This window comes from Glutamicibacter sp. NPDC087673, from assembly GCF_044743255.1.
Lineage (GTDB): Bacteria > Actinomycetota > Actinomycetes > Actinomycetales > Micrococcaceae > Glutamicibacter.
This window is the reverse complement of sequence record NZ_JBIUWB010000002.1, coordinates 459,191-477,537: the sequence shown is the minus strand read 5'-3', so window position 1 is coordinate 477,537 and position 18,347 is coordinate 459,191. Positions and strand designations below refer to the sequence as shown.

The following is an 18,347-nucleotide window of genomic DNA, read 5'->3' as shown; positions in this document are numbered from 1 at the left end:
CAACTGGCCAAACCGGGTAGATCCGCTACCCCACTATTCCTAAGATACATGATCAACCGCCCTTTTCGGGCTGTGACCGGCAGGAATCAGGCAGTTAGCTACGCATCGACGCGTGTCTGCTCCAACGCTTGGGCATAACTGGCCAGCCGTCGCAGGTTCTCGATGGCCTGCGCCGAGCTGCTGCGCGAGAAGTCTCCACGCGGCATCAGGGTTAGTGCACCTAGCTGCCCCAAGCCCAAGCCCAGCTGACGCCAAGGACGAAGAATGGAGTTCACCCCTTCTACAACACCTGGTGCCCGGGTTCCGGGGGCGAGCACCTGCAAGAAGACGCGGCCCCCGCCTTCGACAAGTCCCGCTACCCGCTCCCACTTGCGGTGCGTCAAGCCTCCAGGGTCGATGACCAGCGCGCCGGCACCGGCTTGGTGCAGCAGATCCACCCGTTCAATCCAGTGTTCATCCTGGGTAGGCAGATTCAGCAGCGAGGTGACCCGTTGGCCTTCGGCCTCGCCAGCGAGCACCTTGAAGAACTGCGCATAGGCGCTTCGCACTTCGGCGCGTGGGATCGAGCGCAGGGTCCGGTATCCGCTGGCGGTACTGATTGTGCCGTCGAGCACGTCGCCCAGCAGCGGCTCATCAATCTGGATAGTGAAGTCCGCCAGCGAGGTAATGCGGGCCAGTCGGTCCAGATGCTCGCGTGCTCCGTGGGCGTAGGACTCGATGATGTCGCGGCGCGCCCCATGATCGCTGATCACCCGCTCCCCGTTCGACAGGTACAGGCTGGCGGCCAAGGTCCACGGACCGAGCAAGGTGAGCTTGAGGCGCTGGGCAGGTTTCGCTTCCGCGCCGAGTACATCAGCTAGCAGATTCTCGTCACTGCGCAGGATGCTGCGGGCACGACGGGCATCGATACCGTCCTTGGCACCGATCCTCCAGCCGTGCGGCTGCAGATCGAAGCCGAGGTCTGCCAGCAAGGTGGCGCTGCGCCCTACCGCATCGGCGCCGACGCCACGATCCGGCAGCTGCGGGAAGACCGCGAGGTTGGGTTCTCCCAATTCCCCGCGCACCACTTCGTGGATGGCCGACGGGTCGCTGCCCGGGAACTGGCAGAAAGCGGTGGCGTGAACATCGCGGCGTTCAGCGGCCTCGTGTTCCTGCTCAGTCATTGTTGTGCGAGTCAGAAATGTTCTGGTGGTGGCGGATGACTTCAGAGATCACGAAATTCAGGAATTTTTCGGCGAATTCTGGATCAAGATGCGCTTCGTGGGCCAGGGCGCGCAGGCGCTCGATCTGCGCCTTCTCGCGGCTAGGGTCGCTCGGCGGCAACTGGTGCTCGGCCTTCAGGACCCCTACGCGCTGGGTCGCCTTGAAGCGTTCAGCCAACAGGAAAACCAGCTGCGCATCGAAGTTGTCGATGCTGCCGCGGATGGCGTACAGCTCTTCGAGGACTTCATTCTGGACCTCGCCCTGCAACGAGCTGGCGTGCGGGTCGAATGACTGGGTGGTCTCAGTGTTCTTCGGCTCGTTCATGATCACCAGTTTACGGGTTCGCATGACGGATTACCCACAAGGTGACATGCCCCGGACACGGTGCCTGACCGTGCCCGGGGCATGCTCGTTGTTCCTTGATTGCCAGCTGCTCAGGAGGCGTTCAGCTGTTCAATCAGTTTGCGTCGCTGCGCCTGTTCGCGCGGGTCCGGAACCGGAAGCGAGGCGATCAGGCGCTGGGTGTATTCATGCTGCGGGTTGGCCAGGACCTTGGAGCCCAAGCCTTCTTCCAGCAAGGTGCCCCGGAACAGGACGCCCACCCAGGTAGCCAGCTGGTCCACCACTGCCAGATCATGCGAGACGAACAGGGCTGCGAAGCCCAGTTCGGTCTGCAATTCGCGGAACAGCTCCAGCACCTTGGCCTGCACCGAAACGTCCAGTGCGCTGGTTGGCTCATCGGCAATCAGCAGCTTCGGCTCCAAGGCCAGTGCGCGGGCCAGCGACGCGCGCTGGCGCTGGCCGCCGGAGAGTTCGTGCGGGTAGCGGTTGGCAAAACCGGCTGGAAGCTGCACGGCCTCAAGCAGTTCGGCCACCTTGTTGCGGGTCTGCAGCGGGTTCAGATCACGGTGCACGGCCAGTGGCTCGGCCACGCATTCGCCTACGGTCAAGTGCGGATTGAAGCTTGCCGCTGGATCCTGGAACACGAAGCCGATCTGCTCACGCAGCGGCTTGAAGGTGCGTTCCTTGAAGTGGGCCATCTCGTAGCCCAGCACCTTCAGCGAGCCACCGGTGATGCGGTTCAACCCCGCGATGCTGCGTCCGATGGTGGTTTTGCCCGAACCGGACTCGCCCACCAGTCCGTAGACCTCACCGGCGTGGATCTTCAGATCCACCTCATCGACCGCGGTGAAGCCCGGGGCCCCGAGGCGTCCCGGGAAATGCACCTTCAGGCCCTTGGCTTCCACCAGCAATTCAGCATCCTGGTTCGGACGTTCGACTAGTCCCTCCGAGGCGCTTTCGCGCCCCAGGTGCGGCACGGCAGCCAGCAGGGACTTGGTGTAGTCCTCTTGCGGTGCTTCGAAGAGCTGGATCGATGGTGCTTGCTCAACGATCTGCCCCTGGTTCATCACGATCACGCGGTCGGCGATATCGGCCACCACCCCCATATTGTGGGTGATGATGACGATGGCGGTACCCAGCTGATCACGCAGGTCGCGCAGCAGCTGGAGAATTTCAGCCTGCACCGTGACATCCAATGCGGTGGTTGGCTCATCTGCCACAATCAGTTCCGGCTTCAGGGCCAGCGCCGCGGCGATGACCACGCGCTGCTTCTGGCCACCGGAGAACTGGTGCGGGTAGTAGTCCACGCGCTGCTCTGGATCCGGGATGCCGACCTGGCGCATCGCCTCGATGGCGCGCGTCCTGGCCTCCTTCTTGGAAATCCTGTTGTGCGCGCGGATGCCCTCCATGATCTGCCACCCCACGGTGTACACCGGGTTCAGTGCCGTGGATGGTTCCTGGAAGACCATGGCCACATCCCGGCCGCGAGCCGCGCGCAGCTCGCGGCCGCGCAGGGTGAGCATGTTCTTGCCTTTGAGGTAGACCCCGCCGTGCGAGGCACCGTTCTCGGCCAGGATGCCCAGGGCGGTGCGTGCGGTGACGGACTTGCCGGATCCGGATTCGCCCACGATGGCCAGGATCTCGCCGGCCTTGACTTGCAAATCAACGCCGCGCACTGCCGGCACTGCGCCGGCGTCCGTGACGAAATCAATGTTCAGGTCTTCGATGCGCAAGACAGCGGGTGTGCCGATGTTGGCCTCGGAGTCGAGGAGAGGACTGTTGGTCATTTGCTTGCTCCTACCTGTCCGGACTGGGTGATGCGCTTGGCCTTCTTGCGGCTGAAGCGGCGCAGGCGCGGGTCATTGAGGTCATTCATGGACTCGCCAACCAGGGTCAAGCCCATCACGGTGAGCACGATGGCCAAGCCCGGGAACAGGCCGGTCCACCAGATTCCGCTAGTGGCATCTGACATCGCGCGGTTCAGGTCGTAGCCCCATTCCGAAGCACTGGTCGGTTCGATGCCGAAGCCCAGGAAGCCCAGGCCCGCCAGGGTCAGCAATGCCTCGGTGGCATTCAGCGTGAAGATCAGCGGCAAGGTGCGGGTGGCGTTGCGCAGCAGGTGCGCGAACATCACTCGCCATGGGCTGGCGCCGATCACCTGTGCGGATTCTACGAAGGGTTCCGCCTTCAGCCGCATCACTTCGGCGCGGACTACGCGGAAGTACTGCGGGATGAACACCACGGTGATGGAGATGGCCGCTGCCATCACGCCGCCGAAGAGCGAAGACTGGCCCTGGGAAATCACGATGGACATCACGATGGCCAGCAGCAAGGATGGGAACGCGTAGATTGCATCGGCCAACACCACGGCGATGCGGTCGAACCAGCCGCCGAGGTAGCCGGAGATCAAGCCCAGCAATACGCCCAGGAACAGGGACATGACCACGGCCGCCAGGATCACCCAGATGGCCGTCTGCGCACCGAAGAGGGTCCGCGAGAACACGTCATAGCCGGTGGCGGTGGTGCCCCAGATGAATTTGCTGTCCGGAGCCGCCTGGCGCGGGAAGTCCCCGGATGCATCCGAGGACTGCGCGAAATCGAAAGGCGCAATCAGCGGCGCGAACAGGGCGGTAACGATGAACAGGCCGGAGAGCGCCAGACCGGCAACCAGCATGCCCCGCTGCAGGCCAGAGGACATGCGCAGGTGGGAGATGACCGGGAGCCGGTCCAGCCAGGACTTGTTCGAAGCCGGCAAGGTAGCTGTACTCATGATTAGTACCTGACTCTCGGGTCGATCAAGGCGGCCAGCACGTCAACGATGAAGTTGGTGACGGCGACGATAATGGCCAGCAGCACCACGATGCCCTGCACAGCCACGAAGTCGCGGGCGGTGAGGTATTCGGCGAGCTTGAAGCCCAATCCCGACCATTCGAAGGTGGTCTCGGTCAGCACTGCTCCACCGAGCAGCATGGCAATCTGCAGGCCCATGACAGTGATAATCGGAATCAGCGCCGGACGGTAGGCGTGCTTGGTGGTGAGGCGGAATTCGCTGACGCCGCGCGAACGGCCGGCTTCCACGTATTCGCGGCCCAGCGTGCCAATTGCGTTGGTGCGCACCAGGCGCAGGAACACACCGCCGGTGAGCAGGCCCAGTGCCAGGGCTGGCAGGATCGCATGCTCGGTGACATTCCAGAAGGCAGCGCTATTGCCGCTGCGCAGCGCATCGAGCCAGTAAATGCCCGATGGGCTCTGCAGGCCGGTCAGTTCAAGCTCGGTCTGCCAGTCGGCACGGCCGCTGATCGGCAGCCAGCCTAGCCATACGCCGAAGACCAGCTTGAGCAGCAAGCCGGCGAAGAACACCGGTGTGGCGTAGGAAAGGATTGCAAGGATGCGCAACACGGCATCCGGGTAGCGGTCGCGGAACTTCGCGGCAACCAGGCCCAGCGGGATGCCGACCAGCAGTGCGACGAGGACCGCGTTGATGGCCAGTTCCAAAGTTGCCGCGCCGTAGGTGGCCAGCACCTCGGTGACCGCCCGGTTATCGCTCATGGTGCGGCCCAGATCGCCGGTGAAGATCTGGCCCAGGTACTCGAAGTACTGGATCAGGATCGGCCGGTCGTATCCGGCTTCATGGATGCGCTGGGCCAGCTGGTCCGGGGTGAGCCGTCCGCCCAAGGCTGCGGTGATCGGGTCGCCGGTCACGCGCATCAGGAAGAACACCACTGTGATGAGGATGAAGACAGTGGGAATGATCAGCAAGAATCGGGTAATCAAGTAGCGGAGGAATCCTCCGCCTTTTTGCTTTGCTGGTTTGGGTGTTGCTAGCGGGCTTGCTTCTTGGCCCGGTGGCGACGTGATAGTCATCGTCTGTCCTTATGGTTCAGGATGCGTGGCAATGCGCCGCCTTGAGCGGTCAATGACGGCGCATGCCAAGGGGATCCACCGCGCGCGCCAAGGGTTGGCGCGTGGCAGATCCCCTCAGGTTTGGTGTCTGCGAGGCGAGAGCCGAATTACTTGCTCAGCACACCGAGACGGAACTTGAACGATGCGTCCAAGGTCTTGTCAACGTCCTTGACGTCCTTGCCCGCAATGGCCACCTGGGCACCCTGCAGCAGTGGAAGCGTGGACAAGTCCTCAGCCACCATCGTCTGCAGTTCTTCGATGGCCTTGGTGCGCTCCGCAGCGTCGACCATTCCTCGCTGATCGGAGATCAGCTTGTCAACCTCGGGGTTGTCGTAGTTGTTCGAAAGGAAGTTCTCCTTGGCAAAGAACGGCGACAGGTAGTTGTCGGCATCCGAGTAGTCCGGGAACCAGCCCAGCTGGTAGGCCGGGTAATCCGTGACGCGCTGCTTCTGGTAGGTCACCCATTCGGTGGACTTCAAATCCACTTCGAACAGGCCATCGGCCTCCAGCTGCTTTTCAACCAGTGCGTATTCGTCACCGGAGTTCGGGCCATAGTGATCCGGGTTGTACTGCAGCGCGAGCTTGACCGGGGTCTTCACTCCGGCATCTTCCAGAACCTTCTTGGCCTTGGCTGCATCCGGCTTGCCGTCGGTGCCGTACATGTCCTTCAGCGGCTCGGTGGCGCCGGTGAAGCCTTGCGGCACGTACGAGTAAGCCGGGGTGTAGGTGTCCTTATAGACGTTCTTCGCGATGGCTTCGCGGTCCACAAGGTGCGCCGCTGCCTGGCGTACGGCCAGTGACTTCGCTTCATCAGCATCATCGGTCTTGGCACCGTATGGCATGGAATCGAAGTTGAAGACGATGTAGCGCAGCTCGCCACCCGGTCCCTTGTGGACCGCCAGATTCTCATCCTTGCCCAGGTCTTCGATGTCGGTTGGGGTCAGCGAACGCCATGCGACGTCGATCTTGCCTTCTTGGACTTCGAGCTTCAGGTTATTGGCGTCCGCGTAGTACTTGATCGCTGCCTTGTCGTTGGCTGCAGGGCCCAGAACGCCCTGGTAGGACTCGTTGGCACTGAAGGAGATCAGGTTGTTCTTGTTGTACGAATCAATGACGTACTGGCCGCCGAAGGCCTTGGCCTCAACGATCTTCTGGTCGTCCATGACTGCGTCTGCGGAGAACACTTCATCATCGACGATCGGGCCGACCGGGGAGGTCAGCACCTGCGGGAAGGTCTGGTCATTGCCGACCTTCAGCTTGAATACCACCGTGGTGGCGTCAGGAGCCTCGATGGATTCAACGTTGCCCAGCAGCGAGGATGGGCCGTTAGGGTCCGCGATCTTCAGCTGGCGGTCGAAGGTGAACTTGACGTCCTTGGAGTCAAGGTCGTGGCCGTTGGCCCACTTCAAGCCCGGCTTCAGCTTGACCGTGTATTCAGTCGGGGTAGTGAACTCCGCGGACTCGGCAAGGCTCATCGATGGGTCCGGGCTGCCCGGCTCGGAGTTGAGCAGGAACGGGTAAATCTGGTTCATGACCATGAACGAACCGTTGTCGTAAGATCCGGCAGGGTCCAGGGAGGTCACTTTGTCGGTGGTGCCCAGGGTGATTGGGGCGCTGGCTTCGCCATTGCCGCCCTCTTCATTGCCGCTGTCTGCGGCTTGGGTGCAGCCGGTCAGTGCCAGGGCAGAGATACCCACAACGGCTGCTGCGAGTCGCAGCCCGTTCTTCTTGCGAGCCATGAGTCATCCTTCGTCTAGGTACATGCATGGGCTGTGATGATTAGCACATGCTTCACATATCCTAAGTGATGCAAGGCACAAAATACGAATGGGGCCGGCGGAAACTGGCAAAAGCGCGGTCTCGACGCCCGCTTTTTGTGCTTCAGCCCATACCGCTCCGTGCTCAACGGTGAGATGCGCGGGGATTCCTTCCGGCCTTTTGGCTAGATGGCATAAGCTAGATGTCAATGATGACTCGTAGAGACGCGGCAATCGCGTTGGATATCCCAGTAGAAATGGCCAAGCGCCACGGCATTCCTTCCAAAATGAGCGAGGCTGAATTCCGTGAGCTGAACACCAATCCACCAGCTTGGTTGGAGCAGTCGCGCGCCAACCGTACCGGCAAACGCCCTGTGTGGATTCATCTGGTCTGCGAAGCCTGCGGCTTCAGCGAGTACGAACGTCCCAAGAAGTGGTGGCCTGCCTTCGATTTCGTGCACTGCCACACCCACTCCCCTGCACAGCTTCCGAAGCTGGAAAAGGGCAAGACCCGCGTGGAGTACCAAGATATTTCAGCTCATATGTTCGGCATTGTCGACGAAGGCTAGAAGCTGAATACAACACAATGGCGAAGGGTGCCGGACCGATATTGGTCCGGCACCCTTCGCTGTCGCGCAAGCTCGTGCTCTTCACTCGGTTCATCCCCCTGTGCGTCATTTCCACCGCGGGAATGCAAGCAGCGGGCAACCAGACAGAGTCCAGCATCGTCCAGTGCAGGGTCCACGCACCGGCCGTCGGCCGGAGCTTGCGAAGGCCTTGAGTACTGCCACCCGAGCCCCTCGGGCATCTAGCTCGTTGAGGCCTTCCGGATTGGTACGAATTGGTTCTGCCGACTGGAATGATCCGTTGTTCTGGACGATGCGCCCCTATCCGCCCAGCTACCGCTGGTGAGCATTCTCGAGAACATCGCAGCGAGCGCATTGGAAGCCAGGGCATCCGGTGGCGCAACAGGGTCGGCAGCCCAATTCAATAGCGAGACCTAGAGGGTCGAACCAATGCAGTGAGCCAGCAAGCCCCAAGCGGCCCTTGAAGACAGGCCGAATCCCACACACCACCGGTAATCGCCGGCAATGCCGGGCGAATACGTGCCGGACGCCCACGGCCGAAGCGGATGGCCGCCGAGCTCCGTTGCAACCAGCCGTTCGTCTAACTTGAATCACGACGCGAAGAAACCCTTGGTCCAGTTCATTATCTTGAACTGGACCAAGGGTTTCTTTGGATGGCTAATTAATTGACCATGCTGGAGTCCCATTCGCTGGAACGAGCAGAATCGATGGTCGCTTGGCCCAGCACGCGGCTGTCCTGGTAGACGACCATGGTCTGGCCCGGCGCGACTCCACGCATGCTTTCGGGAAGGTTGACAACCAACTCGTCGCGGCCTTCTTCCGAGCGCTCCATGTGGGCTACCGCGGCGACCGGATCGCCGTGCGCGCGCACCTGCACCATGCAGTCGAACTTGTCTCCGCTGAAAACTTCAGCGATCGGCAGGCCAGCCCAGGAAATGCGGATGCCGCGCAGCTGGTCCACAGCCAGCAGGGCCTCTGGACCGACGATGACCTTGTTGTCCTTCGGACGGATTTCCAAGACGAAGCGCGGTTTGCCGTCGGCGGCCGGACGACCCAGTCGAAGACCCTTGCGCTGGCCAACCGTGAAGGCTTGGGCGCCTTCGTGCTCACCGAGCTGGTTGCCCTCGTGGTCAACGATCTCGCCTGGTTTCATCTCGATGCGTTCAGCCAGCCAACCGCGGGTATCGCCATCGGGAATGAAGCAGATGTCATAGCTATCTGGCTTGTTCGCCACGGTCAGTCCGCGCGCTGCGGCTTCGGCGCGAACTTCCGCCTTGGAGGGAGTCTCGGCTAGCGGGAACATGCAGTGTTCCAGCTGTTCGTGGGTCAGCACGCCCAAAACGTAGGACTGGTCCTTGGCCCAGTCTGCGGCTCGGTGCAGCTCCGGGTTGCCCTCGGAATCGCGCAGCACCTTGGCGTAGTGCCCGGTGCATACCGCGTCGAAGCCCAGGGCCAATGCCTTTTCCAGCAAGGCAGCGAACTTGATCTTCTCATTGCATCGCATGCAGGGATTCGGGGTGCGGCCAGCTTCGTATTCATCCACGAAGTCCTGCACCACGTCTTCTGCGAAGCGGTCCGAGAAGTCCCAGACGTAGTATGGGATGCCCAGCTTGTCGCAGGCACGCCATGCATCATTGGAGTCTTCCAAGGTGCAGCAACCGCGCGAACCGGTGCGAAGGGTCCCCGGCATGCGAGACAGGGCCAGGTGCACGCCGACCACATCATGGCCGGCTTCAACTGCGCGGGCCGCGGCTACCGCCGAGTCCACGCCTCCGGACATCGCTGCTAGTACTTTCATCGTGTAAAACCTGTTCCTGCCGTGTGGATGCTGCTTTCATCGGCTGCCATGCCAGCCTTCTTTGCCTGAGCATACGCTTGGGGCAAAGCCTCTAACAATGCGTCAACGTCGGCGCGTGTGGATGTATGCCCCAATGTGAAGCGTTGCACACTGCGCGAGGTGCGCGCATCGCGTCCCATAGCCAGCAAAACATGCGAAGGCTGCGGAACACCAGCGGTGCACGCCGAACCGGTGGATGATGCGATGCCAACCATGTCCAAGCCGAATAGCAAGGAGTCCCCCTCGCATTCCGGGAAGGTGAAGTGCAGATTGCCCGGGAGGCGCTGGCCCTCATTGCCCTGATCCCGTGGTCCGTTCAGCACCGCTTCCGGAATCAAGCCGGTGATCTTCTCAATCGCATATTCACGCAGTTCGCTCAGCCGCGCAGCTTCCTGCCGCAATCCAGAACGCACCGCGGTAGCCGCGGCGGCAAAGCCGGCCGCGTGGGCAGCATTCAAAGTCCCCGATCGCAGCTTGCGTTCGTGTCCACCGCCGTGCTGGACCGGGGTGAGCACAATATCGCGGCGAACCAGTAGCCCGCCGATGCCTACCGGGCCACCGATCTTATGCGCGCTAATCGCCATGGTGGCCAGATTCGAGGAGCCGAAGTCGACCGCGAGCGCACCAAAGGCCTGCACCGCATCCGAATGCACCGGGACCCCGTACTTGCCAGCTAGGGCAGCAAATTCACGGATCGGCTGAACGGTGCCGACTTCATTGTTGGCCCACATCAAGGTGGCCAAAGCGATCTGCTCGTGCTGCTCTTCAAATAGCTTTTCGGCCGCCTGCAGATCAACGACACCGTCTTCATCCACGGCGAGCCACAGCAAGGTGGCATTCTCATGGTCCTGCAGCCAGGTAGCCGTATCCAGGACCGCGTGGTGCTCAATGCCGGTGAGCACGATGGCACGCGCCTGCTCATTGGCCGCCACGCGGTTCCAGAACAGTCCCTTCAGCGCCAAGTTATCCGATTCAGTCCCACCAGATGTGAAGATCAATTCGCTGGAGTGCGCCCCGGCGGCCATGGCGATAGCTTGTCGGGCATCATCCACCGCACGGTTGGCGCGACGTCCGGCCCCATGCAAAGAAGACGGGTTTCCGGTGCGGGAATACTGTTCGGTGATGGCAGCCAGAGCTGCTGGATTCAGATCGGTGGTTGCCGCGTGATCCAGGTATACGGCGGAAGTTTTCATAACACTTCAATGGTACGGGGTGGGGCGCCCTAGTTTGAATGGCCGATCCGTGTGAATTGGCCAACCTCAATGGCCTCCAGCGCCGGATTGTTCAAGACCGCCTCAATCAATGAAGCAGGACCACCCAGGATGGTGCAATCATCAAACGGTTCTGTCGACAGCATCCAGGAATGGTCCGCCGCAAACGCCAGCGCCGGGCGCTGGCGTTGGGCGCCGTCGGCAGTGCTGGCCCATTCGGGCTGCGCCAGGAACTCCGCGTCCGCTTCGAACAGGTGGTAGTTCCGGTATCCGCCACCCAGGTCGAACGGTTCTGCCTGGATGATCTCGGGACCAAAGGCAGGTTTCTGCGCCTCGGCGAGCGCCAACTCGTACACCCGCTGGTTCTCGTCATCGCTCAATGCAGGATCCGGCTCGCGCTCAATCTGTATGCGTTCCCCGCCCGCGATAAATGCGTAACCGGCCCACAAGCCCACCACGAACTTCTGGTCTTTGGCAGAAACCCGGACCATTTCGGCGGCTAGTGCTTGCCATTGCGATTCCGGGAGCTGGTCCAGCGGCAGGTCGGTATCTACCCAGGCGTCTTCGGTCGCAGGATTGCCTTGCGCGTCCAGTCCGGCCACGGTTTCAAAAAGATCCGCGGCGGTGATGATGTGCTTGCGGCTCTGTGCCACCGTCTCCCAGCGCACCAACTGGTCATCTTCATCCAGTGCTGGGTGAAGGATGCGGACGTAGCGTTCGTAGCCATGCGGGATCTGGGCTACTACCGTGCTGGGGTCGGCTGATGCACAAGCTGCGGCGATCCATTGCCCGTGGGCTGCGGAGAGGTGTGAAAACTGCATGGTCCAAGCCTAGCGAGAGCAGCGGGCGGATTCCTCCTCCGAACCGTGGTCGGTGGTATGAATAGAGGAACAACTGATGACGTATCGATTCCAGCTAAGGGAGCCTTCCTGCATGTTCAAGCCTGATTTCTTGGTTCCAGTCCATGATTTCTCCCAGCGCTCCCTGGATTTCTCACAGCGGATCGCGGTGATGGCAGTGATCAACCGCACTCCGGATTCTTTCTACGATGCCGGGTCGACCTTTGGCTTGGATGATGCTGTGGCCGCTGCCATGCGTGCGGTCGAGGCAGGTGCTGACTGGGTGGATATCGGCGGAGTCCCCTTCTCTCCGGGCCCGGAGCTCCCGTGGCAGGAGGAAGCAGAGCGAATTGTGCCGGTTATCCATCAAGTGCGTAGCCGCAGTTCGGTGATTATTTCTGCAGACACTTTCCATCCACAGGTGGCGCAGGCTGCCATTGATGCCGGCGCTGATGTCATCAATGACACCACAGGCTTTTCCTATCCCGGTTTGGCCCGGGTGGTAGCCAAGAACAACGTGCATGTGGTGATCACCCATTCGCTAGCCAAGCCCCGCACCGTTTACCCGCGCCCTAGCTACGACGATGTGGTGGCCGAGATCCGCCAGTATCTGCTGGAGAAAATCCAGATTGCGTTGGACGCTGGTGTTTCTCCGGCAAAGATCATTGTTGATCCAGGGCACGACCTGAACAAGAACACCCGCCACACTCTGGATTTGACCGCTGGGTTCCAGGCCTTTGCCGAATTGGGCTATCCGGCCTTGGCAGCGGTCTCGAACAAGGACTTCATCGGTGAAACCTTGAACTTGCCGAAGGCTGAGCGCATGGTTGGTTCTATGGTGGCAGCAACGATCTGTGCCATGAACGGTGCCCGCATATTGCGGATGCACAATATTCCTGAATCGGTGCAGACAGTACGCCTGATCGAAGCAGCTCAAGGGTGGCGGGAGCCTGCCTACCAGATACATAACATGGGGGATGTCAATCCTCCTGCTCACCCAGAACCCGAAGTCAGCAAGTAAGGAGTTTCCCAGGTGCGTGCCCTGCTTCCCCAACCAGCAGATCAGGTTGATGACCAGTTCCTGCTTGAGCGCTATTCCAGCGAGCATCGCCCATTCGTACGTTTCAACTTCGTCAGCAGCATCGACGGAAGTGCCCAGGTTGATGGGCTCTCCAAAGCATTGGGCTCTCCTGGCGATCAGAGGGTTTTCGCACTCTTGCGCCGGCTTGCCGACGTGATCATGGTGGGTGCTGGAACGGTTCGTGCCGAGGGCTACGAAGGCCAGCTCCTGTCCGCGGAGGACATGGCGTGGCGTATCGAGCATGGCCTGCCGCCACAACCCGTGCTGGCGCTCATTTCACGAGGATTGCATCTGGAGCCAACGGCCCCGGTGTTTGCCCAATCCCCGGTTCCGGTTCTGCTTTTCACCAGCGTCCAGGTCACTGACGAACAGCGTCGGTCATACGGACCCAATGCCACTCTCGTGCAGGTTTCCGAAACCGAGGGCGGGTGTGATCCGACCGAAATCATCGCTTATCTGCATTCCAAGGGATATGGCTTCATCCATGCTGAAGGTGGTCCTCACGTTTTTGGACAGTTCGCCTCGGCTGGCGCGGTGGATTCGGTTTGCATCAGCTACTCCCCTGTCCTTGTGGCAGGTGATGGCATGAGAATAGCGGTTCACAATCGGCAGGCGTTCCACGCCTTCGAGCTGCATTCCTTGTTTGAAGAGGACAGCATGCTCTTCTGCGACTATCGACTTAGGAAATCAGCTGGATCCCCGCGGGAATAACAGCTAGCTCAAAGGGCCCGGCCCCCATGCATTCCCCGTCAGCATAGCTGTGCCGAGATGTCTCGATGCGGGCCCGCGTGAGGTTTGCGCTGACCTTCCATGGATGCGGCGCTCCGGTGAGGATCCTTGCCAGATACGGTAGGACCCGCAGAATATTTGGTCCGCGTACGATAGCCAATTCCGCGGTACCGTCGGTGAAATCAGCATGCGGGAAGAGCTTGATGCCGCCACCAAGGGACTTGATATTAGCGACGCTGGCGGCCAGGACGCTTCCGCTGAATCGCAGTCCGTCGGCCCTCACCTCGCTGGGGCATCCGCGCAGCTGGGGAAGGCACAGGATCAAGCCGGCGATATACCGCAGTGCTCCCAGCTGCCGCGGCAACGCGTTGGCTTTCGCGTTGACGGTGGCTTCAAATCCCCAGGACACGGCACCCAGTGCATAGCGCGGTGTTCTGCCGGCTTGGTCAAACCGCAGCTCCAGCACGTCAATGGGCATAGTTGCTCCCGGCAGCTTGCAAAACGCAATCACCTTGGCCAAGGATTCTTCTGCATTCGCGTCCCCTGTCATGCGCCAGAAGTCGTTGCCGCTGCCTGCGGGGATGACACCGATGGGAATCGAAGTTCCCGCAACGTGCTGGATGCAGTGGTGGATCAGCCCATCACCGCCAATGATGACGATCGCCCGCGAGGCTCTGAGCTGGTCCCCCACCAGTTCCACGCTCGTCTCTGAAGTATCAACTAGCCCATGTTCCAGCCCGAGCTTGCCAAGCGCGTGGGCAAGCTGCTGGGCAAGGCGCATCCCCCGGCCTCGGCCTGAGGCGGGGTGGAAGATGATGCGGATTTCTGCGGTGCGACCAAACGAGCTCATGACCATAGAGATTACCCAGCAACTTGACGCTTCTACAAAGAATTTGCTGGGTTGGATTCGCTAAACTGGGGAACACTGGCCATCCGGTCTTTTTCACCGAGAGGATTCCTCCGTTCAATGAGTACACCAAGCCCATACGAAATTCTTGGTGTCGCGCCTACTGCGAGCATGGAAGATATCAAGGTCGCTTACCGAAGGGCCGCTCGCGCGACCCATCCCGATCTCGGTGGCAGCGAAGAAAAGTTCAAAGAAGTACAGCGCGCTTTCCAGCAGCTCAGCGAGATGGCGTCTCCGCTGGGTTATGAGCAGACCTTCCAGTCTCCGGGCAACGCTCCACGCGCCGGGTTCAGCGCCCGTCCTTTTGACGAGCGCCTGCGCAAGAGCCCTCAGCAGCCCAAGGCGCAGTTGCCCACCGAATATATTCCACCGTTCTCGGATACGTCTCCTACATTGCTGGACAGAAAAGTCTGTGAGCAGCGCGTTCATGGAGAACCCCGAAAACGCGGTCTGTTCTCCAACCGTGCACGGCTGATCCGCGAGGCGCAGACCATCAACCTGCTTTCCAAGAACGTCCTGAATATCTTGCCAGCTGCCCGTTTGGTCAACGGCCTGCGTTCGCCCGCGTCGGGGCACTACGATCATGTGCTGATTGCCGGTTACCGCATGGCGGTGATCAATACGATGACTCTGCCCGATGGCTACTATTCATTTGATGGCAATGTCTTGCGCCACGGCAATAAGCTGACGCAGCCTCCGCAGTTCTCCATCTCCGGTTTGCAACGGCAATTCATGCAGATGAACGTAGTTGCGTTCACCTTGGTGCTTTCTGCCAACGGCAATCACCACGAACCGGTCATTGAGTACCGGCGCAATGCCGATCCAACACTTGCATCGACTCCGAATGTGCTCAATGCAGCGGGATTGATTCGCGAGTTGAAACTCTTCTTGGGCTCTGGCCCATCGCCGAATGTCGTCGATCGCCTAGCCCTGGCGCAGTTACGTGAAGCGATGTACTAAGGTCAATGGCCTATTTCTTGTTGGTGAGAGCTTAAACTGGTTGAGTGTTTCGTATCGTTTTCAATGCCCCAGAGATCCCGGGTAATTCCGGCAACGCTATCCGACTAGCCGCCATCACCGGCGCAGAACTGCATTTGGTCAAGCCATTAGGCTTCAACTTCGAGGATGCCAACCTGCGTCGCGCAGGATTGGACTACCACGATCTGGCTTACGTCACGGTGCATGAAAATCTTGACGCAGCCTTTGAAGCACTGGGAGAAGGCCGGGTCTTTGCCTTCACATCCGAAGGAACTACTGTCTATTCGGATATCAGCTACGAGGCCAGCGACATCCTGCTCTTCGGCCGTGAATCGGTTGGCTTGAGCGCAGAAGACAAGAAGCATCCGCGCATCAACGACCTGGTCCGCTTGCCGATGCTTCCAGGCCGCCGATCGATGAATCTGGCCAATACTGCTTCGGTGGTTGCCTTCGAAGCTTGGCGCCAGCACGGCTTCGCTGGCGCATAAAGTACCAGCCAGCCCGCGCCACGCATACAGCTTTACCTAATCTTTATAAAGTAGGCTCGAGTCTGTACCCGCAGTTTTCGGGTATTGAACTGTGCCGACTACATTTCGGGAGAATCCAAGACAATGAACGGTAGCCATTCTCAGCACCGCGACGAGCCCCAGGACGAGAACCTGGGTCTAGATCTGGTGAGCCAAGTGGCCAGCAGTTCACGTGCAGCCAAGAAAAAGCCTAAGCGCTGGATCTTCGCTGTCACGGGACTTGCCATCATCGTTGTCCTAGCGGTGGTCATTTTCTCCCTGCTCAATGGAGGCACCAAGGCGTCCAAAGCATCCAAGGCCGATGATGCAGTCACGGAGACCGTCGAATTGAAGAGCGGCGGCCAAGCGGTGCTCAGCTCGTCGAAGTCCGAAAGCGCTGTGGGTGTCGAGCTCTCCGAGCTGCCTGCCCTGGACGGTTCGGAACAGTACGTTGCATGGGCCGTGCATGAGTCCGGCAGCGTCTCCGTGATCGTTTCCAGCACCGGTGAAGATGCCGCGGCTGGGCTGTCTCCAGCTGAAGACGTGATTGCCCTCCACATCACCATTGAGGGATCCAAGATCCCTGACGCTCCATCTGAAGATGCTGAAGCATCGGTCGACCTGCCACTGGCTCAAGACAAGGCAACGGAAGACGAGAGCTAGCAGCTCACCTCTGGCCAGCCAAAAAGTTCGGGGCGAAGATCAATTCTTGATCTTCGCCCCGAACTTTTTCCGGTCTGCTTTGCCTGGATACTCAGAACCCGGCTATCGTGTCGCGGGCGTTCACGGCAACTGCGTGGAATGCTTCGGCAAGCTTGCCCTTTCCCAGCTGGCCACGCTCGGCGTTTTCCTCGCACTGCTGCAAAACGTAGTTTTCCATGGCGGCAACATCCGGGTGCTGGGTGAAGTGCGAACGCAAGGCGTCCATCTTCTTCTCGAAGAATTCGGTGATGTCCACATAGGCGTTCTCGCGTTCCTGCGGAGCCCCGCACAACCAGAGCCAAGGCACCTTGTAGGCTTCCAGTCCTTCGCCATGCAGCAGCTCCGGGTAGGAGAACGGATTCTCCACCGCCGGGTAGATCGCACGGGTGACCGCTTCACCGCAGGCCAGATGGTCTGGGTGCGAGGCCTGTATCCGATCCCACTTGCGCTCCGGGTGCATTGCAATCACGATGGTTGGCTTCACCTGGCGCATCAGCCGGACCACCTTGCGCATGACATCGTGGTTGGCTTCCAGGAAGCCATCGCGTTCGCCAAGGAAGTGGACCGTTTTCACACCCACCTTGGCGGCGGCCTGTTTCTGCTCTTCGTGGCGCAGCTTAGCCGTTTCCTCAGGATCCCGGTCATCAAAACCGCCGGCGTCGCCGTCAGTCATGATGCAATACTGAACCTCTGCCCCCGCCGCGGTCAGGGCCGCTACCGTCCCGGCTGCCCCAAAGTCCAGATCATCGGGATGGGCGCCGAAGGCCAGGACCCGTTGGGCGCCTGCACCAATGAATTGCGCTGTATCGATCATGCCTTGCGACGTCGAATCTCTTCGGCGGCCTGCGGCAGGACCTTGGCCAGGTCACCAACGATACCCAGGTCTGCGATCTCGAACACCGGGGCGTCGACATCCTTGTTGATCGCGATGATGAACTTGCTGGTCTGCATTCCGGCCTTCTGCTGTATCGCTCCCGAGATGCCGGCAGAGATGTACAGCTGCGGTGCGACGGTGGCACCGGTCTGGCCGATCTGCGCATCGTGCGAGATCCAGCCGGCATCGGTAGCTGCACGAGAAGCGCCCACGGCAGCTCCCAGGGCATCGGCAAGGTCTTCAACCGGGCCAAAGTCTCCGTTGACTCCACGACCACCAGCAACCACGACGCGCGCTTCGGTCAGGGCAGGTCGATCACTTGCGACTTTCGCCTCCGCCGCAGCAATCCGGACCTTGGCATCGTTGGAGTTCTCCAAAGCCAATTCCTCAACTGCCAAGGCGGTGTTGGAGGCCGCTGGCGCGTCTACGATGCTGTTCGGCTTCAAGGTGGCAAACAGGGTGCCGTTGGTTGCCCTGGCCTGAACGCTGTAGCTTCCTGCCAGTTCATCCTTGGTAGCTACAAGATCCCCGCTGATGCCAATGACGTCGGTGATAATCGCACCGTTGCGGCGCACAGCCAAACGGGCACCGAGCTCACGGCTGAAATTGTCATTAGCAAGCAAGACCAATTCGGCGGCAGTAGCCTGCACGGCTGCGTCAAGCACGGAAATTTCGTGCTGGCCGAAAACTGGGGCATCGCCGGAAGCGGTGAATAGCTTCACCACGCCATAGGAAGCGAGAACCTGCTGGGCTTCGTCGCTGACTTGGTTGGCAACGGCCACGGCCGGGTTCTCGAAACCAGAGACCAGGGTCAGCAGTTCGCGCTGGCCTTTGGAGGGAGCCGCGGAAAGCTCAGTGAAAAATACTAGTGCTGAAGGCATGTTCAATATT

At 60.4% G+C, this 18,347-nt stretch carries 18 protein-coding genes; 6 read left to right on the top strand and 12 right to left on the bottom strand.

The window, feature by feature from the left end; genetic code table 11:
- Positions 1-98 precede the first annotated feature (98 nt).
- The 6 genes from ACIOTL_RS06655 to ACIOTL_RS06630 all read right to left on the bottom strand — a co-directional run bounded on the left by ACIOTL_RS06655 (position 99) and on the right by ACIOTL_RS06630 (position 7,187).
- Positions 99-1,163, bottom strand: coding sequence for a hypothetical protein (locus tag ACIOTL_RS06655; RefSeq protein WP_332485962.1), 1,065 nt, complete (start codon positions 1,161-1,163; stop codon positions 99-101).
- Complete coding sequence (locus ACIOTL_RS06650; protein ID WP_105656864.1) at positions 1,156-1,527, bottom strand: chorismate mutase; 372 nt, start codon at positions 1,525-1,527, stop codon at positions 1,156-1,158. Before ACIOTL_RS06650 ends, ACIOTL_RS06655 begins: the two co-directional genes overlap by 8 nt.
- Before the next feature lie 110 nt (positions 1,528-1,637).
- Positions 1,638-3,332 (bottom strand): dipeptide ABC transporter ATP-binding protein, encoded by a 1,695-nt coding sequence (locus tag ACIOTL_RS06645; RefSeq protein WP_400342187.1) that lies wholly within the window; start codon positions 3,330-3,332, stop codon positions 1,638-1,640.
- Positions 3,329-4,315 (bottom strand): ABC transporter permease, encoded by a 987-nt coding sequence (locus tag ACIOTL_RS06640; protein ID WP_332485961.1) that lies wholly within the window; start codon positions 4,313-4,315, stop codon positions 3,329-3,331. The genes ACIOTL_RS06645 and ACIOTL_RS06640 overlap by 4 nt, the downstream gene beginning before the upstream one ends.
- Before the next feature lie 2 nt (positions 4,316-4,317).
- Positions 4,318-5,409, bottom strand: coding sequence for an ABC transporter permease (locus ACIOTL_RS06635; RefSeq protein WP_105656828.1), 1,092 nt, complete (start codon positions 5,407-5,409; stop codon positions 4,318-4,320).
- Positions 5,410-5,555: 146 nt separating this feature from the next.
- On the bottom strand, positions 5,556-7,187 hold the full coding sequence (locus ACIOTL_RS06630) for an ABC transporter substrate-binding protein (RefSeq protein WP_332498154.1): 1,632 nt from the start codon (positions 7,185-7,187) through the stop codon (positions 5,556-5,558).
- Positions 7,188-7,414: 227 nt separating this feature from the next.
- On the opposite strand from ACIOTL_RS06630, the gene ACIOTL_RS06625 reads away from it, so the two are divergent.
- Positions 7,415-7,774 (top strand): hypothetical protein, encoded by a 360-nt coding sequence (locus ACIOTL_RS06625; RefSeq protein ID WP_400342186.1) that lies wholly within the window; start codon positions 7,415-7,417, stop codon positions 7,772-7,774.
- 679 nt (positions 7,775-8,453) lie between these two features.
- Here the strand turns inward: ACIOTL_RS06625 and mnmA are convergent.
- From mnmA to ACIOTL_RS06610, 3 genes are read right to left on the bottom strand one after another with little or no spacing between them, the layout of a single operon-like run.
- The gene (mnmA, locus tag ACIOTL_RS06620) at positions 8,454-9,590 is read right to left on the bottom strand and encodes a tRNA 2-thiouridine(34) synthase MnmA (protein WP_400342184.1); all 1,137 of its coding nucleotides are present in this window, start codon (positions 9,588-9,590) and stop codon (positions 8,454-8,456) included.
- Positions 9,587-10,822, bottom strand: a complete 1,236-nt coding sequence (locus ACIOTL_RS06615) for a cysteine desulfurase family protein (RefSeq protein WP_105656832.1) — start codon at positions 10,820-10,822, stop codon at positions 9,587-9,589. The genes mnmA and ACIOTL_RS06615 overlap by 4 nt, the downstream gene beginning before the upstream one ends.
- A 29-nt stretch (positions 10,823-10,851) precedes the next feature.
- On the bottom strand, positions 10,852-11,661 hold the full coding sequence (locus ACIOTL_RS06610; protein ID WP_332498155.1) for a hypothetical protein: 810 nt from the start codon (positions 11,659-11,661) through the stop codon (positions 10,852-10,854).
- Positions 11,662-11,773: 112 nt separating this feature from the next.
- Between ACIOTL_RS06610 and folP the strand changes: the two genes are divergently transcribed.
- Both folP and ACIOTL_RS06600 read left to right on the top strand, forming a co-directional pair.
- Positions 11,774-12,700, top strand: coding sequence for a dihydropteroate synthase (folP, locus tag ACIOTL_RS06605; protein ID WP_400342183.1), 927 nt, complete (start codon positions 11,774-11,776; stop codon positions 12,698-12,700).
- Positions 12,701-12,712: 12 nt separating this feature from the next.
- The gene (locus tag ACIOTL_RS06600) at positions 12,713-13,471 is read left to right on the top strand and encodes a pyrimidine reductase family protein (RefSeq protein WP_400342182.1); all 759 of its coding nucleotides are present in this window, start codon (positions 12,713-12,715) and stop codon (positions 13,469-13,471) included.
- Here ACIOTL_RS06600 and ACIOTL_RS06595 read toward each other — a convergent pair.
- Positions 13,440-14,339 (bottom strand): diacylglycerol/lipid kinase family protein, encoded by a 900-nt coding sequence (locus tag ACIOTL_RS06595; protein WP_400342181.1) that lies wholly within the window; start codon positions 14,337-14,339, stop codon positions 13,440-13,442. The two genes, ACIOTL_RS06600 and ACIOTL_RS06595, sit on opposite strands and share 32 nt — an antisense overlap.
- Before the next feature lie 117 nt (positions 14,340-14,456).
- On the opposite strand from ACIOTL_RS06595, the gene ACIOTL_RS06590 reads away from it, so the two are divergent.
- From ACIOTL_RS06590 to ACIOTL_RS06580, 3 genes are all read left to right on the top strand, one after another.
- Positions 14,457-15,356, top strand: a complete 900-nt coding sequence (locus ACIOTL_RS06590) for a J domain-containing protein (protein WP_400342180.1) — start codon at positions 14,457-14,459, stop codon at positions 15,354-15,356.
- Positions 15,357-15,400: 44 nt separating this feature from the next.
- Positions 15,401-15,862, top strand: coding sequence for a tRNA (cytidine(34)-2'-O)-methyltransferase (locus ACIOTL_RS06585; RefSeq protein WP_105656838.1), 462 nt, complete (start codon positions 15,401-15,403; stop codon positions 15,860-15,862).
- Positions 15,863-15,985: 123 nt separating this feature from the next.
- Positions 15,986-16,543, top strand: a complete 558-nt coding sequence (locus tag ACIOTL_RS06580) for an anti-sigma factor domain-containing protein (protein ID WP_105656839.1) — start codon at positions 15,986-15,988, stop codon at positions 16,541-16,543.
- 91 nt (positions 16,544-16,634) lie between these two features.
- On the opposite strand, the gene ACIOTL_RS06575 is transcribed toward ACIOTL_RS06580, so the two are convergent.
- Both ACIOTL_RS06575 and ACIOTL_RS06570 read right to left on the bottom strand, forming a co-directional pair.
- Complete coding sequence (locus tag ACIOTL_RS06575) at positions 16,635-17,396, bottom strand: PIG-L deacetylase family protein (protein WP_105661499.1); 762 nt, start codon at positions 17,394-17,396, stop codon at positions 16,635-16,637.
- Positions 17,393-18,337, bottom strand: coding sequence for an electron transfer flavoprotein subunit alpha/FixB family protein (locus tag ACIOTL_RS06570; RefSeq protein WP_400342179.1), 945 nt, complete (start codon positions 18,335-18,337; stop codon positions 17,393-17,395). The genes ACIOTL_RS06575 and ACIOTL_RS06570 overlap by 4 nt, the downstream gene beginning before the upstream one ends.
- Between the last annotated feature and the right edge of the window lie 10 nt (positions 18,338-18,347).